This window comes from Rheinheimera sp., assembly GCF_036568245.1.
Lineage (GTDB): Bacteria > Pseudomonadota > Gammaproteobacteria > Enterobacterales > Alteromonadaceae > Alishewanella.
Genome location: NZ_DATCSY010000174.1, coordinates 1 through 15,438, shown reverse-complemented (window position 1 = coordinate 15,438; position 15,438 = coordinate 1). Strand labels below are relative to the sequence as shown.

Below are 15,438 nucleotides of genomic sequence, written 5' to 3'. Positions count from 1 at the left end.
CGCTTCGCTGTAGGCTACTGCCTGCGCCGGCGTCCATCAAGGTTTACCCCAGCTTCGCTATTCCACCCATATAGGCACGTAATACCTCAGGCACTTCGATGCTACCATCAGCTTGCTGATAGTTTTCCAGAATGGCCACCAGCGTACGACCTACAGCCAACGCCGAGCCATTCAGGGTATGGATAAGCTCAGGTTTTTTCATATCAGCCGCACGGTAACGGGCCTGCATACGCCGTGCCTGGAAGTCGCCCATGTTACTGCAGGACGAAATCTCCCGATAAGTGTTTTGCGCAGGCAGCCACACTTCCAGATCATAGGTTTTGCTTGAGCCAAAGCCCATATCGCCGGTGCATAATAGCATCACGCGGTAAGGTAAACCCAACAGCTGCAGCACTTTCTCTGCATGATTGGTCAGCTCTTCCAGAGCTTGCATAGACTGTTCTGGCTGCACCAGTTGCACCAGCTCAACTTTGTCGAACTGATGCTGACGGATTAGTCCCCGGGTATCACGCCCGTACGAACCCGCCTCACTGCGAAAACAAGGTGTATGGGCGGTGTACTTCACCGGTAACTCAGTTGCATCGAAAATGGTGTCGCGCGCCAGATTTGTCACCGGCACTTCTGCCGTAGGAATAAGTGCCATACCCTGGCCTTCTTCAGTTGCCGGTTGGGTATGAAACAAATCAGCTCCGAATTTAGGTAATTGCCCTGTACCCAGCAAGCTGGCGTGGTTCACCAGGTAAGGTACATATAATTCGGTATAGCCGTGCTCGCTGGTGTGTAAATCCAGCATAAATTGTGTCAACGCCCGGTGCAGTCTTGCAATCTGGCCACGCATTACAACGAAACGAGACCCTGCAACTTTTACTGCGCTTTCAAAATCCAGCCCTTTATCCAAAGCCTCGCCCAGTGCTACATGGTCTTTCACTTCAAACGCAAACTGGCGAGGTTCTCCAAAGCGGCGAACTTCGACATTGTCTGTCTCATCTTTGCCGGCAGGTACCGACGCATCAGGCAAATTTGGCACCGTCAGAGCAATTTGTTCAACCTCATGCAGCACTTTGTCTAACTGCTGTTTTGCTGTATCAAGCTGAGCACCTAAACCATCAACCTCTGCCAACAGTGGGGTAATATCTTCACCCCGGCCTTTTGCCTGACCAATGGCTTTAGATTTGGTATTACGCAGGTTCTGTAAATCTTGTGTCTCAACCTGCAACGACCGGCGCTGCTCTTCCAATGCGGTCAGCCGTGTAACATCCAGCACATAGCCACGCTGCGCCAGACGGCTGGCGGTTTCTTCTAATTCTGTACGTAAAAATTTCGCATCTAGCATAGTAATTACTTCATTGAACCCAGTTTAAGCCCTAACCAGGCAAGCGTTAAACATAACAACACATTTAATAATACGTTGGTGATAGCCTTCAGCCAGTCGCCTTGCTGTAACAACAACACTGTATCCAGCGAAAAGGTAGAAAACGTGGTAAAAGCGCCGATAAGACCGATAGCGATCAGCGCACGCCAGGGCGACACTGCCAGCATACCACTGCTAAACAATGCATATACCCACCCCAGCACAAAAGAGCCGAGAATATTAACCAGCAAAGTGCCAAAAGGGAATGATTTCCCTAAAACATTCAGCGCCAACTCGTTCAAACCATAGCGCAAACTGGCGCCTACTGCGCCACCAATTGCAACAGCAAGATAAGATAGCACTAGTTTCGCCTCTTGTTCGGACTTTGCTCATCGAGTTGCTTCAGATAACGCAGCTTCTCCGATAGCTGTTTCTCCATACCGCGATCCGACGGCTGATAAAACGATTGTCCGGCCAGCCCATCAGGCAGATACTGTTCTCCAGCCGCATAAGCACCTGGCTCATCATGTGCGTAGCGATAGCCTTCACCAAACCCCAACTGCTTCATTAGACGGGTCGGCGCATTGCGTAAGTGCAATGGCACATCGTAGGCCGGTTGCTCTGCGACTAACTGCTTTAACTGATTAAAAGCACTATAAACCGCATTACTTTTTGGTGCTAAAGCCAGATAAACCGCAGCCTGTGCAATGGCACGCTCACCCTCCGCCGGCCCTACCCGTTCAAAGGTATCCCAGGCATTCAGTGCCAGTGTCAGCGCACGGGGATCTGCATTGCCTATGTCTTCACTGGCAATTGCAAGCAAACGTCTTGCAACATACAAGGGATCGCCACCGCCCGCCAGTATCCGGCAGTACCAGTACAGTGCGGCATCCGGGTCTGAGCCGCGTACAGATTTATGAAAGGCTGAAATCAGGTCGTAAAATAAGTCGCCCTGATTATCAAAACCCGGCAACTGTTTCGGTACCAGATGCTTCAGGGTGTCAAACTCAATGACTTTGCCCTCGCCGGCGCTTTCTGTCAGCTCCGCGGCTTGCTCCAACAGATTAAGTAGTTTACGGGCATCTCCGGCTGAAAGCTGTAACAACAGTTGTTCAGCATCAGCCGTCAGTGTAATGCCTTCGCGTCCAAGGCCGCGTTCAGTATCCGTGAGGGCCTGAGTTAAGACCTTGTGTAAATCGGTTTCATTAAGCGCTTTGAGTACACATACCCTGGCACGGGATAAAATAGCGTTGTTCAGCGCAAAAGACGGGTTTTCGGTGGTTGCACCGATGAAAATGATGGTGCCATCTTCAATAAAGGGTAAAAAAGCATCCTGCTGACTTTTATTAAAGCGGTGTACTTCATCGACAAACAATAAGGTGCGCTGTTGATACTGCTGCTGGCGCTGTTGGGCCTGAGCAATGGCGTCACGTATATCTTTAATACCACAGGTAACGGCCGACAGTTTGCTGATAGCCGCATTTGCATGGCTGGCAATGACTTCTGCCAGCGTGGTTTTACCTGTGCCAGGTGGTCCCCACAGGATCAACGAAAACACCCGGCCAGCTGTGATTGCTTTACGCAGTGCCGTGCCTTCGCCAATCAAATGCTGCTGCCCCGCATATTCATCCAGATTACGCGGTCGCATTCTTGCTGCGAGAGGGCGAAAATCCTCACCAAAATCGAGGGGTATAGAATTCACAGTTGTTATCGCTGACGCTGGTCATCAATGTCGGTATGTTCCGGCGGTTCAAACCGGAACAGGCTGTCATCTAACGTAATATTTAGCTGCACCAGCGTAAAATTAAATTCGCTCAGTTGCTGGTTCATATCCAGTACCTGCATCTTTGATAAGGCTGAACCGGAAAAACTCAGTGTTAACTGCTTAACCGGGCTGTCTGCGGCTTTCGAGCGAATAACAAACTTCTCACCCTGCAACGTAACATCGTATTGTTGCCACAGTTCTGCTTTAGTTGATGTCAGTAACACAAAAGGTGTGCGGTTAACTTCATTTTGCGCATCATAAATCGTTAGCTGTTCCAGTGGCTCGTTGTAGAACCACAACGTAGCACCATCACCAATAAACAGATTGGGCTCAGGCTCGGTTGTTTCAAAACGAAATCTGGCTGGCTGCTTTATCATCAGCTCGCCTTTACCTTGTTGCAAAAGCTTGTTTTGAGCATCTGTTACCTGCTGCTCAAAGCTGGCAGAGAAGGTTTTTATCATTGCCAATTTACGTTGCAACTGCTCCTCTGCACTTTGTGCAAGTGCCGGGGCGGAAACAGACATCAGAACAACAGCAAACACTTTACGTAGCATTTAATATCCTTTTGGCGGCGCTGGCGCCATGACTTCCCGGTTACCGTTATGGCCCGGGCCGGTAACAATACCACTGTGCTCCATTTGCTCTACCAGACGCGCGGCCCGGTTGTAACCAATACGGAATTTACGTTGCACGCCGGATACCGAGGCCCGGCGTGTTTCCGTAACAAACGCAACCGCTTGATCGTACAGCGGATCGGCCTCGCCATCTTCGCCTTCCATGGTTTCACCCGGCAGCAGATTTTCTTCGGTGGTTTCACCGCTTAAAATATCCGGAATATAATTTGGTTTGCCGCGTTTTTTCCAATCCGCGACCACAGCATGCACCTCATGATCATCAACAAAGGCTCCATGCACCCGCGTCGGCACACCCGAGCCCGGTGGCAAATACAACATATCGCCCTGACCAAGCAAACTCTCTGCGCCCTGCTGGTCTAAAATAGTGCGAGAGTCAATTTTCGACGACACCTGAAAGGCGATACGAGTTGGGATGTTCGCTTTAATCAAGCCGGTAATAACATCAACAGAGGGACGCTGTGTCGCCAATATAAGGTGGATACCGGCTGCCCGGGCTTTTTGCGCAATACGGGCAATCAGCTCTTCTACCTTCTTACCCACAATCATCATCATGTCGGCAAATTCGTCTATTACCACAACGATAGAGGGCAGCTTTTCCAGCAATGGTGCGTCAGTGCGCATATCATCTGATGGCCGCCACAGCGGATCTTTTATTGGTGTACCATCAGCAATGGCTTCTTTGATTTTTGCGTTATAACCCTTCAGGTTACGTACGCCTAGCGCTGACATCAGCTTATACCGCCGCTCCATTTCACCCACACACCAACGCAAGCCATTGGCCGCATCTTTCATGTCAGTAACAACTTCTGTCAGCAAATGTGGAATGCCTTCATAAATCGACAGCTCCAGCATCTTCGGGTCTATCATTAAAAAGCGCACATCGTCAGGCGTTGATTTATACAACAAACTACAAATCATCACGTTAACGCCAACCGATTTACCTGAACCCGTGGTACCGGCAACCAGTAAGTGGGGCATTTTTGCCAGGTCAGCCACAACCGATTTACCGGCAATATCCTTACCTAATACCATTGTCAGCGGTGACTTAGAATTATCGAAGATTTCATCGCCGATAACTTCTGACAACCTTACAATTTCGCGGTGCTGATTCGGTAGTTCAAGGCCGATATAAGACTTACCGGGTATAACCTCTACCACCCGTACACTGATAGCCGATAATGACCGGGCTAAATCTTTTGACAAGCCGGTAATCTTACTGACCTTAACGCCAGGTGCCAAATCCAGTTCAAACCGGGTTACCACCGGGCCCGGATGCACGCCAACAACCTTGGCTTCAACGTTAAAATCCAGCAACTTTGCTTCAACCAGGCGGGACACCCGCTCCAAATCCGCCGGATCTATTGGATTCACCGCTTTATCAGGCCTGTCCAGCAATGCAAGAGACGGCAGTTCTTCCATCTGATGCGATACTTCTTCGCTATCGTCCTCGTCGTCTGTCATTGCGGACAGCATAGTTTCGACTTCTGGCTCTGACGGCAAATCAAGCTGTTGTAATGTTTCTTGCCAATGACCATTATCCGGTTCATCAATTGCACTGAATGAAAGATTCTCATCGGCCAGTGTATCCACACTGTAATACGCCTTAGCCTGTGTTTTTTCATCCAACGGCGAGATCGGTAAGCTGTCAGTAACAGGTTTACCAAGCTTAGGAGTCTGTCGTGACTTAGGTGCAGCCAGCACCGGCTCCTCTGCAGCGTAAGTTGTAGCGACCAGCGGTTCTTCATCCGGGTTCTGGGCAAAGGGGTCGTAGTCATCTTTACTGCGCTCTTTTAAACGCTGAGGCACTGACATTAAAAACTGTGCAGCGTTATAACACGCCGCGCCTAATGCATCTGCCACTGTTAACCAGGAAATACCGGTCATCAGCGTAAGCCCGGTCGCGAAGCCGCACAGCAGCAACAAAATGGTGCCGATAAAATTAAAGTAGGGTAATAATGCGCCGCTGACGACATCTCCTATTACCCCGCCTGAAGAAAAATAAAAAATATCGTTAAAATTCATACTACTGATAGCTGTTGCCGTCAGCAGAGTAAGCACCAGACCAATGATCCTTAGCCCCAGAATAAGATAATCGAGACTCATCAGGTCATGAAAGCGTTTAAACAGCAGGTAGCCACTTAACGCCACGAGAAAAGGTATCAAATAAGCTATCCAACCGAAGCTGAAAAGCAACAGATCAGCCAACCAGGCACCTATCGGGCCAGCGTAATTATGGACACTGGTTTGATAACCGGTTTGCGACCAGCTGGGATCCGCCGGATCAAAAGACAACAGTGCCAGCAACAGAAACAAGCCAAAGCCGGAAAATACGATTAATCCAACTTCGAGCAAGCGCTGCACACCGTTTAGCGGAAAATAAACTCTGTTCTGCAAATGAAGGACCCTACCTTTTTTCATCTTTTTTATCTTTGTGCGCACCAACAGACAGTACTGCAGGCTAAGATACCAGAGACACTGTAAAAGTGCATCTGTGAAGGTCGGCTGAACCGACAATTAGCTGCTGATTGCGACAAAGGTAGTTTGTTTTACTTCTTCCATAACGACATAAGTACGGCTTTCGCGCACACTGGGTAATCTGAGCAAGGTTTCGCCGAGCAGTTCACGGTAAGCCGCCATATTCGCCACACGGGTTTTCAGCAAAAAGTCAAAACTGCCGGACACCAGATGGCATTCCTGTATCTCCTGCAGCTTCTGCACTGCCTTACTGAACTCATCAAAATCCTCAGGCGAGGTTTTACTTAACGTAATTTCGACAAAAACCAGTAACGCGGCACCGACTTTATGTGGGTCGACCTGGGCGGTATAACCAAGAATTACACCTTCAGCCTCCAGCTTTCGTACGCGCTCCAGGCAAGGCGTTGGGCTAAGCCCTACCCTACGCGCCAGCTCGACATTTGCCAACCGGCCATCGCACTGTAATTCTGCCAGAATTTTGCGGTCTATCCGATCTAACTTCTTGATACTTTTATTTAAAGAGTACATAGCAGCGAAAAAATTTGCCGTTTTAATTTAAACAGAATTTTGCACTACGCCAGAGCGTAAAAACAAGCATTAATTCTATAAAATAATCAGTATACTGCGCACAAATTTTACCTCAGCCAACATTTACCTCAGTATAGGGCTTAAAATTATGATTATTGGCGTACCAAAAGAGATAAAAAACCACGAGTACCGCGTAGGCATGACTCCAGCCAGCGTACGCGAACTGGTTAACCATAAGCACAGCGTTCTGGTTGAAACCAACGCGGGTATTGGCATCGGTTTCACGGATGAAGACTACACTGCTGCTGGTGCGACTGTACTGGCAACTGCTGCTGAAATCTTTGCTAAAGCTGAGATGATTGTTAAGGTAAAAGAGCCGCAAGCCGTTGAACGCGCTATGCTGCGTGAAGGTCAGATTCTGTTTACTTACCTGCACCTTGCCCCAGACTTACCGCAAACTGAAGATTTAATTAAATCAAAAGCCATTTGTATTGCTTACGAAACCGTTACTGACAATCGTGGTGGTTTACCACTGTTGGCGCCGATGTCAGAAGTTGCAGGCCGTATGTCTATTCAAGCCGGCGCACGTGCACTGGAAAAATCCTGTGCTGGCCGCGGCATGCTGTTAGGTGGTGTACCTGGTGTAGCACCGGCTAAAGTTGTTGTAATCGGCGGCGGTATGGTTGGTACCAACGCAGCTCAGATGGCTGTTGGCCTGGGTGCTGACGTAACAGTACTGGACCGCAGTGTCGATGTACTGCGCCGTATTAACGCTCAGTTTAACGGCGCCGTTAAAGCTATCTACTCCACTGCTGATGCATTAGAACAGGAAGTACTGGCTGCAGATTTAGTTATCGGTGGTGTATTGGTGCCAGGCGCAGCAGCACCAAAACTGGTGACGAAAGAGCATATCAAGCGCATGAAACCCGGCTCAGCTATTGTAGACGTAGCAATTGATCAGGGTGGCTGTGTTGAAACATCTAAGCCAACTACACATGCTGATCCAACCTATATTGTCGACGACGTAGTGCATTACTGTGTTGCAAACATGCCAGGCGCAGTACCGCGTACATCAACTTTCGCGCTGAACAACGCAACCTTACCATTTATTATTCGTCTGGCAAACAAAGGCTACAAACAAGCTTTACTGGACGATCAACACTTAATGAACGGCTTGAACGTCATTAATGGCCAGGTTACTAATCAAAGCGTGGCAGAAGCGTTAGGTTTTACCTTTATTGAGCCAAAAACTGCACTGAACGCCTGATGTTCAATAAATAACCACTCTGATTAAAGGCTGCTCAGGCAGCCTTTATTGTTTTTTACGCTTTTTTATTGCACGACAACGGTTTATTTATGTTTTGCTATATACATTCCGTGCAGACCTGCTATAGTGCTTACCGGCCTGTAAAGCAGACCTATGTAACAAAATGTTTATGAAAACTTCGCTACACAGCTTCATTGTAAGTCATGTCCTGAAGATTCACGCACGTTTGGCCGCATAAGTAAGGTAACAGTCAGGCTAAAAACGCAATTTAGCGTCAATTAGTTTTATTAAATTTTTAGGAGTCATTCATGGCTAAAGTAACTGGTGTAGTTAAGTGGTTCAACGCTGATAAAGGTTTCGGTTTCATTACTCAGGATAACGGCGGCGCTGACGCATTCGTTCACTTCCGTGCTATCCAAACTGAAGGTTACAAAACTCTGAACGAAGGCCAACGCGTATCGTTCGAAATCGAACAAGGCCAAAAAGGCCCACAAGCTGCTAACGTTACAGTTCTGTAATTTAAGCACTTGCTGAAAAAGGACACCGAGGTGTCCTTTTTTATTTGCTGCAAGATTATTTTTCTTCGCGTACAAAAGCAATATCGGCAAAGCCCATCCTGGCAAACTCCTGCTGACGATAATTTTTCACCGCAGCTCCCCGCTTTGCCGTCATAGCCACCTGCTGTTCCATCGCAAGAAACTGCTTTAAATCAATGCCTTCCGCCGCTGCGACGGCTTCATACATATCGTGATATTTATCGTAACTGAAATTGATAATTTTACGTTCTTTTTTATAGGTATAACTAATTTGTCTGGCCATTTGCCGCTCCGGTTATTGTTGCACTGCGAGGCTTACACAGCAAACAAGAAATAATCAGTAGTAGTGAGCCGGCCAGCAGTGTCATAACATTCTCTTCCCGGTTCCAAAGCAGAATATTGACCAGCAAGCCAGCAGGGATCAGCATATTATTCATCACCGCCAAAGTGCCGCTGCTCACCCTGGTTGCCCCTTTGTTCCACCAGAAGTAGCCGCCGCCCGACGCGACCAACCCAAGCCAAAGCAAGACTGCCCAGTGTATGCTGCTATCCGGATATTGACTACCGCCAAGTATCAGCCAGGCTGGCAAAGCGATAACCAAAGCCCCGGTATAAAACCAGCCAAACACCTGATGCTGACTAACGGTTAACGGCTGCTTTTCCAGCAATACCTTATAACCCACCTGCCCCAGCGCAAAGCACAGATTAGCCCCCTGCACTACGATAAAACCTATCCAGTAATCCTGTGTCAGCCCCTGATACCGCATGATAGCTGCGCCAAGCACCGCAACTACAGCTGCCAGTAAAAACCGGTAACGAAAACGCTGTTGCAAGGCATCATACAGTAGTGTGATATAAACCGGCGTAAAGATGGTGAAAATCAGTACCTCAGGCACACTGAGCAACAAAAATGACTGATAATAAAACAGGTACATCAGCCCCAGTTGCACAGCACCTAATACAGATAACTTAGCAGCCAGTTGCCAGTGCAAACGGCGCATAAAGGGCAGAAAAACCAATAGCGCCAGGCTCACGCGTACCAGCACAGCGAAATAAGGGTCAACCTGACCGGCAAGGTATACCCCAATCAGGCTGAATGAGAATGCCCACAGTAGCGTTACGCCGACAAGGTAGCTCAAGGAGTTTCTTCCAGTTGTTGCTGCTTCACCAGCGGCGCAGCATACAGGGCACTTAACATAGGAGCAGCCGCCACAGGCACACCCTGCAGCCTGTTTTGCCACTGCTGGGCTACCTGTTCATTCACTGATGCATGTTCTTGTCCGGCGGCCAGGTAATTGATCGGAAACAGACGGTACTGTTGCCAGATTTGCTGATCGATAAGTGCAGCCAGCTGCTCAGGCTCGGCCGGGATCTCGCTAAGCGGCTGACCGAAACCAACATGAACCCGGCCTTTAATGCCGACGATACCTTTAATAATACTGTCTATGTCTTCAAACTCAGCTTTCTGATACTTGCCCTGGGTTTGCTTATGCCAAAGCTCTTTTATTTTATCAGCATCGCACGGGTCATATTCGTAAGACAAACAGACCGGCACTATATTCAAGCCTGCCATGTAGCTGGCAAACTCTTCTCCGCGTTTTTTTCCTTCCATATAAAACATTTTCAGAATCGCCGGATCTGTTTCATCATTACCGTCTTTGGCACGGCCTTCTTTTTGCGCGATCCAGATTGAATGTTTTTGCTCAAGTGAGTGCTTAATGTAACCCGATAGCTGCGACAGGTTTTTCAGCATCTCGCGTGGGCCTTTAGCCCCCCTTTTTACGATAAAGCTCTTGTTTAACTTCATAAGCTCGGTCGCACAGGCTTTACGTAACAGGTTATCGCCTATCGCAATGCGTACTGTATCAAAGCCATGGTGATGCAGACACCAGTTCACCAACGCCGGGTCCATCGCAATGTCACGATGGTTTGAAATAAACAAATACGCCTGTCCGGGTTTAAGCTGCTCGATACCGGATACAGTTACCTTATCGGTGGTATGATCTATCATCCGGTCCATAAAACCGGCAACCTGTTTTTGCACCGCATGCACGGTATTAAGCTTTGCCCAGCGCCGTTTTAATACAAACTTTACCAGCGGTGACAGCAACCAGCCGAATGGCCCCGACAGGTGTGGAAAACGGTAGTGCAAAATGGCCTGAATAAACTCGTCATCTGCTATTAGCCGTGCTATAGCCGGTGCGACTTCGGCATCGTTATAAGGCCGTATATCGGCGTAAAGATCCTGATCTGACACTTAAATCACTATGTTGGTAGTATAAAAGAGCGTCCATTTTACTGGGTTAGCGAAAATTCACCAGTGCCAAACCCATTTAAGCCCACATTACCGCAATCGCTGCAACAACTATCAGCGCTAAGCCCAGGTGGTCACTTGTTTTGAGTTTCTCTTTAAATACAAAAGCGGAAATAAGCAGCATAAACAGCACTTCAACCTGCCCCAGTGTTTTAACCAAAGCGACAGTTTCGAGGCTCATAGCGGTAAACCAACCGACAGAACCTATACAACTGCATACGCTGACGGCCAACGTTAATTTGCGTCGCTGCCATAATGCGACAAGTACAGCCCTGTCTTTTAGCGCCAGCCATAGTGTCAATAACAGGGTTTGCAGCAGTATCACTAATAACAGCACCCAGGCTGCGCCGTGTGGAAAAGGCAGACCTAACGACAGGCTGGCCTGACGTACCCACAAAGACGTTAGCGCAAATGCCAGGCCACTACCCAGCCCAAGCAGTAACACCCGAAACGACAGCTGCCGCAGGCGCGCACCACTAAGTAAAAAAACGGCACAGCCGCCAAGAAATACGCCAAGCCAGCCCAATAAAGTTAAACTTTCTGTGAAAAATACGACTCCCAATATCGCTGCCAACACTGCTTCACTTTTCGCCAGCCCGGCACCGATAGCATAATTTTTTAACTGGAATAATTTCACCATTAGCGCCGTGGCCAGAATCTGCGCCAGTGATGCAGCAACGATAAAAGCGGCAAAAGTACTGTTGAATTCAGGCATGGCTGCCGGCCGCCAGGCATATAGCACCCAAAGGTAGAGCGCGGCCAGAGGCGACGCCCAGATGAAGCGGGCTAGCGTGACACCAGAGACACTGACATCTTTACTCAGTTGCTTTTGAAACGCATTGCGCCAAGCCTGCATAAAAGCAGCCAGCAAGGTAAAGGGGATCCACAACATTGGCACACACCAGGAAGGACGTAAAGAAGGCTATTTTAACAAGAATGCAAGGGGATAAACAGCAGCAATGGGCTTAACTATCGTGATATCAGCTATCAGGTAAAATGATAAAGGCAGGCAGTTGCACACTGCCTGCCTTTATCAAGCAGATGTTACTCGGTAAAGTCTGCTTCTGCCGGGGTTGTACTTACCGTTATATCAACATTCTGCGCCTGCAGAAATGTCACGGAATCGGCAGCTTCCGGGTCGTCCAGTACATCACAGCTTAATGCTGCGGTATAAACACCGGCATCGATGAAGCCAAGGCTGAAGTTGTATTCGCTGACACCATCGAAGTACACGTTGGTGCTGGCATAGGGCTGATAAGTATTATCACCACCATTGTCAGACAGCTCCGCCAGCGGGCGATCTGCCCCTTCATATAAATACACTGTTGCCACTGGCATCAATGCATCGGCAGGCGCTACGGTACAATTATTATTGATCAGTAAACCTTCAGCTACTGAACCGGTTAAATGGCCTATTTCACTGTTATTGACCAGTCGTAAACCAGTAGGTTTTAACAGATAACCATTCTGACCCGGCGGGTTCACCATCGCTTTTCGCAAGTCAAACTCCAGCGTGTAGTTAAAAGTACCGCCGGCAGATAAGGTAACACCGCCCAGTTTCAGTTCGTTCGACGGAACCCGCAGCGACGCACGTGAACCATCATCCTGTTCAACATAGCTGCCCTCGGCAATCTCCAGCCGCAGCTGGCCGTAATTACCCGCTTCGAACCTCGCTCCGGTTACCAGTGCTTCTGACTTGGCACCATCCAACAGCAGCAGGTCTATACCGCGGGTATTTGGAATAACATTACCCTGGGCATCACGACAACTGTCGTTAGCAGCCACCGCTTCTTCATCGTCACCAATAGTGAAGCTCTGACTACCCAGACCATTGCCGGTAAGTTCTACTTCATTAAAACAAACCATTACGGCTCTGGCACCGTTAACCGGTGCGTCACTCACGCTCAGGTTAAACGTTGCAAACATAGGCTCATTACCACCATCACCACCGCCGCCACAGCCAGCAAGCAAGGAAACAGAAGCCAGCATTGCTGCCGTCATTGTTATAGGTTTCATACGTCGCTCCTTGTTAATAACACGACAGGTATAGCAGTCTCGCCTGAATATCGCCTTAACCAGCATCTAACACCTTGTCTGGTTGGCTAAAATTAGCGCAATCGGCTGGCTGAGCATTGCTTTCTGGCAGGGAATCATTATGATACGCCGTACATCGGTACGTAGCGCAGCTTGGTAGCGCACTGTCATGGGGTGTCAGGGGTCGGAGGTTCAAATCCTCTCGTACCGACCATTATCCCTCAAAACAAAGCCCCGCTTTTGCGGGGCTTTGTTTTTGTCGTTAAATTTTAAAACCGCTAAGCGACTTTTTCATTTCGCTGGCCATTTGCCGCAGTTGCTGGCTGGCAGCAGATAACTCACCGGATTTTGCTGTGGTACTCTCCACAGCATTAGCAATATTTTCCATGTTCTCGTTGATTGTGCCGGAAACCACCGCCAGCTCTTCTGTTGCACTGGCCAGTTGATCATTAACATCAGTAATACTGGATACTGCAGTATTTATGCGGCCAAGCGCCTCATTAGCCTGCTGTGAACAGCTGATCGTCTGTTCGGTTTCCGTTTTACTTTGCGCCATAGACTGCACAGCATTGGTAGAATCCTGTTGAATACCTTGTATGCGCTGATTAATATCCTGTGTAGACGCCTGCGAGCGGCTGGCCAATGTCCGCACTTCGTCGGCAACCACAGCAAAACCGCGGCCCAGCTCGCCTGCCCTTGCCGCTTCAATCGCCGCGTTCAGTGCCAGTAAGTTTGTCTGCTCAGCAATAGCGCCTATTACATCGGTCACCGCACCAACCTCTTCACTACGCTTAGACAGCTGCGCGATAACATCAGATACCTGCTCCAGCTTAACTTTCAGCGCGTCGATTGCGGTAATGGTTTGCTTAACAGCCGTAACGCCATTTTGTGCCTCCTGGTCTGCATCACGGGCCGCTTTGGCTGCCGTTGTTGCACTGCGGGCCATATCTTCGCAGGTCGCTGTCATTTCGTTTACCGCTGTGGCTACCTGTGCGGTCTGATCCATTACACTTTGCAGGATCTGCTGCGTATGCTGACTGGTATCATCCAGCGCTTCTGACTGCCCGGCCAACTGTTCTGCCATCGCCGATTGCTGGCTGATAATACCCCGCAGCTGGGTTACTAAGCTGCTAAGCGCCGCCAGTAAGCTGTCAGTATCACCAGATTTCAGCGCAAAGCGTACAGAGAAGTCGCCTGCCGCTACCTGCTGCACCAGGGCTTTAGTCTCGGCTACTTCCCCACCCAGCGCCTGCAGCAACCAGCGGCGGATATACAGCGATATGCCCACTGTCAGCACAATAATAAGCAGTACCACAGCACCGACCTGGCGGGCCACACTCCAGAAAGCCGCTTTCACATCATCGATATAAATCCCTGAGCCCAGCACCCAGCCCCAGCGTTCATCTTTTGCCACATATGACAGCTTGGTATAGCGCTCATCTGTAACACCACCACCTTTAACCGGCTTAGGCCACTGATATTCCACGAAGCCGCTGCCATAGCGGTTAATCACATCGACAAAGCTAACAAATAAATTCGCGTTATCCAGCGTCTGCTGCTGGCTGCCGTCACGATTACGCATCAAGGTTGCGTAGTTGAAACTGGGTTTATCCAGCACAGTACCTTCCAGCGCAGGTACGGTCGGATGCATGATCATGGTTGGCACCGGCCGGCCGGTATCGTTGATCCAGATATATTCAGTGCCGTCGTATCGGATCACCTTTACCGCCGCCATAGCTTGCTGTTTCGCTTGCTCCTCGGTCAGCGCCCCACTTTGTGCAAGGGACTGATAATGTTTTACCACACTCAATGCGCTGTCGATAACCGCCACAACACGGTTTTGCCTACCTTCTATCAAGCTATGGTTAAAGGCATTTAATGCCACTACAGCCAGTACGACAAATCCCAGTAACGCCAATAAAGGTATACTGAGCAAACGCCCGCCCACTGTCTTCCAAAATCCCATAATCTATCCTTACTGCTGCTGTTTTTATGTCAGTTAAAAACTGAATTTATTGCTTTTGAACAGATACTTATTTAAAGCAGTTTCAGCATAGCTGCTGTTTTTAACATTGTCACTTCTTGTAATTCATTCGCTGTCAGGTTAGAACATAGATTCAGTTAAGTGGAGCCTGTTATGTCTTATGTAAAGTTTGTCACTACACTACTGCTGTTACTTAGCTTAAACTGCCTTGCAGGTACGCCATCATCAGGCGCCGTCGCTTCTCCGGATCAGTATGGAGCTGCTGTGGCAGAAGATATTATGCGCAGTGGTGGCAACGCCGTCGATGCGGCAGTAGCCATTGCCTTCACATTGGCGGTTACCTACCCGGAGGCCGGCAATATTGGTGGCGGTGGTTTTATGACCATCTGGTTTGACGGCAAACCTTACTTTCTGGATTACCGTGAAACGGCCCCCGGCAGCGCGCACAGGGATATGTATCTGGATGAAGATAAACAGGTCATCGGCGAGCTTAGTTTAATTGGCCATAAAGCCAGCGGTGTCCCCGGCACAGTCATGGGGTTATGGCAG

Annotated in this window: 15 protein-coding genes and 1 tRNA gene; 4 read left to right on the top strand and 12 right to left on the bottom strand. The window is 49.0% G+C overall.

The window, feature by feature from the left end:
- Positions 1-43: 43 nt before the first annotated feature.
- The 6 genes from serS to lrp form a co-directional block, all read right to left on the bottom strand.
- Positions 44-1,333, bottom strand: coding sequence for a serine--tRNA ligase (gene serS / locus VIN66_RS07700; RefSeq protein WP_331923439.1), 1,290 nt, complete (start codon positions 1,331-1,333; stop codon positions 44-46).
- 5 nt (positions 1,334-1,338) lie between these two features.
- Positions 1,339-1,713: a fluoride efflux transporter CrcB gene (gene crcB / locus VIN66_RS07695; protein ID WP_331923438.1), complete on the bottom strand. Its 375-nt coding sequence runs from the start codon at positions 1,711-1,713 to the stop codon at positions 1,339-1,341.
- A complete protein-coding gene (locus VIN66_RS07690) occupies positions 1,713-2,999 on the bottom strand; it encodes a replication-associated recombination protein A (RefSeq protein ID WP_331923437.1) in 1,287 nt (428 codons plus the stop codon). Before VIN66_RS07690 ends, crcB begins: the two co-directional genes overlap by 1 nt.
- Before the next feature lie 59 nt (positions 3,000-3,058).
- Positions 3,059-3,670, bottom strand: a complete 612-nt coding sequence (gene lolA, locus VIN66_RS07685) for an outer membrane lipoprotein chaperone LolA (protein WP_331923436.1) — start codon at positions 3,668-3,670, stop codon at positions 3,059-3,061.
- The gene (locus tag VIN66_RS07680) at positions 3,671-6,169 is read right to left on the bottom strand and encodes a DNA translocase FtsK (protein WP_331923435.1); all 2,499 of its coding nucleotides are present in this window, start codon (positions 6,167-6,169) and stop codon (positions 3,671-3,673) included.
- 96 nt (positions 6,170-6,265) lie between these two features.
- A complete protein-coding gene (gene lrp, locus VIN66_RS07675) occupies positions 6,266-6,754 on the bottom strand; it encodes a leucine-responsive transcriptional regulator Lrp (protein ID WP_331923434.1) in 489 nt (162 codons plus the stop codon).
- A gap of 148 nt (positions 6,755-6,902) precedes the next feature.
- Between lrp and ald the strand changes: the two genes are divergently transcribed.
- The gene (gene ald, locus VIN66_RS07670) at positions 6,903-8,021 is read left to right on the top strand and encodes an alanine dehydrogenase (protein WP_331923433.1); all 1,119 of its coding nucleotides are present in this window, start codon (positions 6,903-6,905) and stop codon (positions 8,019-8,021) included.
- A gap of 308 nt (positions 8,022-8,329) precedes the next feature.
- Positions 8,330-8,539 carry a transcription antiterminator/RNA stability regulator CspE gene (cspE, locus tag VIN66_RS07665; RefSeq protein WP_008222696.1) on the top strand — a complete coding sequence of 70 codons (210 nt, stop codon included), beginning with the start codon at positions 8,330-8,332 and terminating at the stop codon, positions 8,537-8,539.
- A gap of 55 nt (positions 8,540-8,594) precedes the next feature.
- Here cspE and VIN66_RS07660 read toward each other — a convergent pair whose 3' ends face one another.
- The 5 genes from VIN66_RS07660 to VIN66_RS07640 all read right to left on the bottom strand — a co-directional run bounded on the left by VIN66_RS07660 (position 8,595) and on the right by VIN66_RS07640 (position 12,887).
- Positions 8,595-8,840 carry a DUF2960 domain-containing protein gene (locus VIN66_RS07660; RefSeq protein ID WP_331923432.1) on the bottom strand — a complete coding sequence of 82 codons (246 nt, stop codon included), beginning with the start codon at positions 8,838-8,840 and terminating at the stop codon, positions 8,595-8,597.
- A complete protein-coding gene (locus VIN66_RS07655) occupies positions 8,824-9,696 on the bottom strand; it encodes an EamA family transporter (RefSeq protein ID WP_331923431.1) in 873 nt (290 codons plus the stop codon). The genes VIN66_RS07660 and VIN66_RS07655 overlap by 17 nt, the downstream gene beginning before the upstream one ends.
- Complete coding sequence (locus VIN66_RS07650; RefSeq protein WP_331923430.1) at positions 9,693-10,814, bottom strand: lysophospholipid acyltransferase family protein; 1,122 nt, start codon at positions 10,812-10,814, stop codon at positions 9,693-9,695. The genes VIN66_RS07655 and VIN66_RS07650 overlap by 4 nt, the downstream gene beginning before the upstream one ends.
- A 76-nt stretch (positions 10,815-10,890) precedes the next feature.
- Positions 10,891-11,763, bottom strand: a complete 873-nt coding sequence (locus VIN66_RS07645) for an EamA family transporter (protein ID WP_331923429.1) — start codon at positions 11,761-11,763, stop codon at positions 10,891-10,893.
- 152 nt (positions 11,764-11,915) lie between these two features.
- Entirely contained in the window at positions 11,916-12,887 is a 972-nt protein-coding gene (locus VIN66_RS07640; RefSeq protein WP_331923428.1) for a DUF4382 domain-containing protein, read from the bottom strand.
- 155 nt (positions 12,888-13,042) lie between these two features.
- On the opposite strand from VIN66_RS07640, the gene VIN66_RS07635 reads away from it, so the two are divergent.
- Positions 13,043-13,119 (top strand) — tRNA-Pro (locus VIN66_RS07635).
- A 48-nt stretch (positions 13,120-13,167) separates the two neighbouring features.
- On the opposite strand, the gene VIN66_RS07630 is transcribed toward VIN66_RS07635, so the two are convergent.
- Entirely contained in the window at positions 13,168-14,871 is a 1,704-nt protein-coding gene (locus VIN66_RS07630; protein WP_331923427.1) for a methyl-accepting chemotaxis protein, read from the bottom strand.
- Between the two features lie 171 nt (positions 14,872-15,042).
- Between VIN66_RS07630 and VIN66_RS07625 the strand changes: the two genes are divergently transcribed.
- Positions 15,043-15,438 (top strand): gamma-glutamyltransferase (locus tag VIN66_RS07625; protein WP_331923426.1); only part of this gene is annotated, 396 nt, incomplete at its 3' end.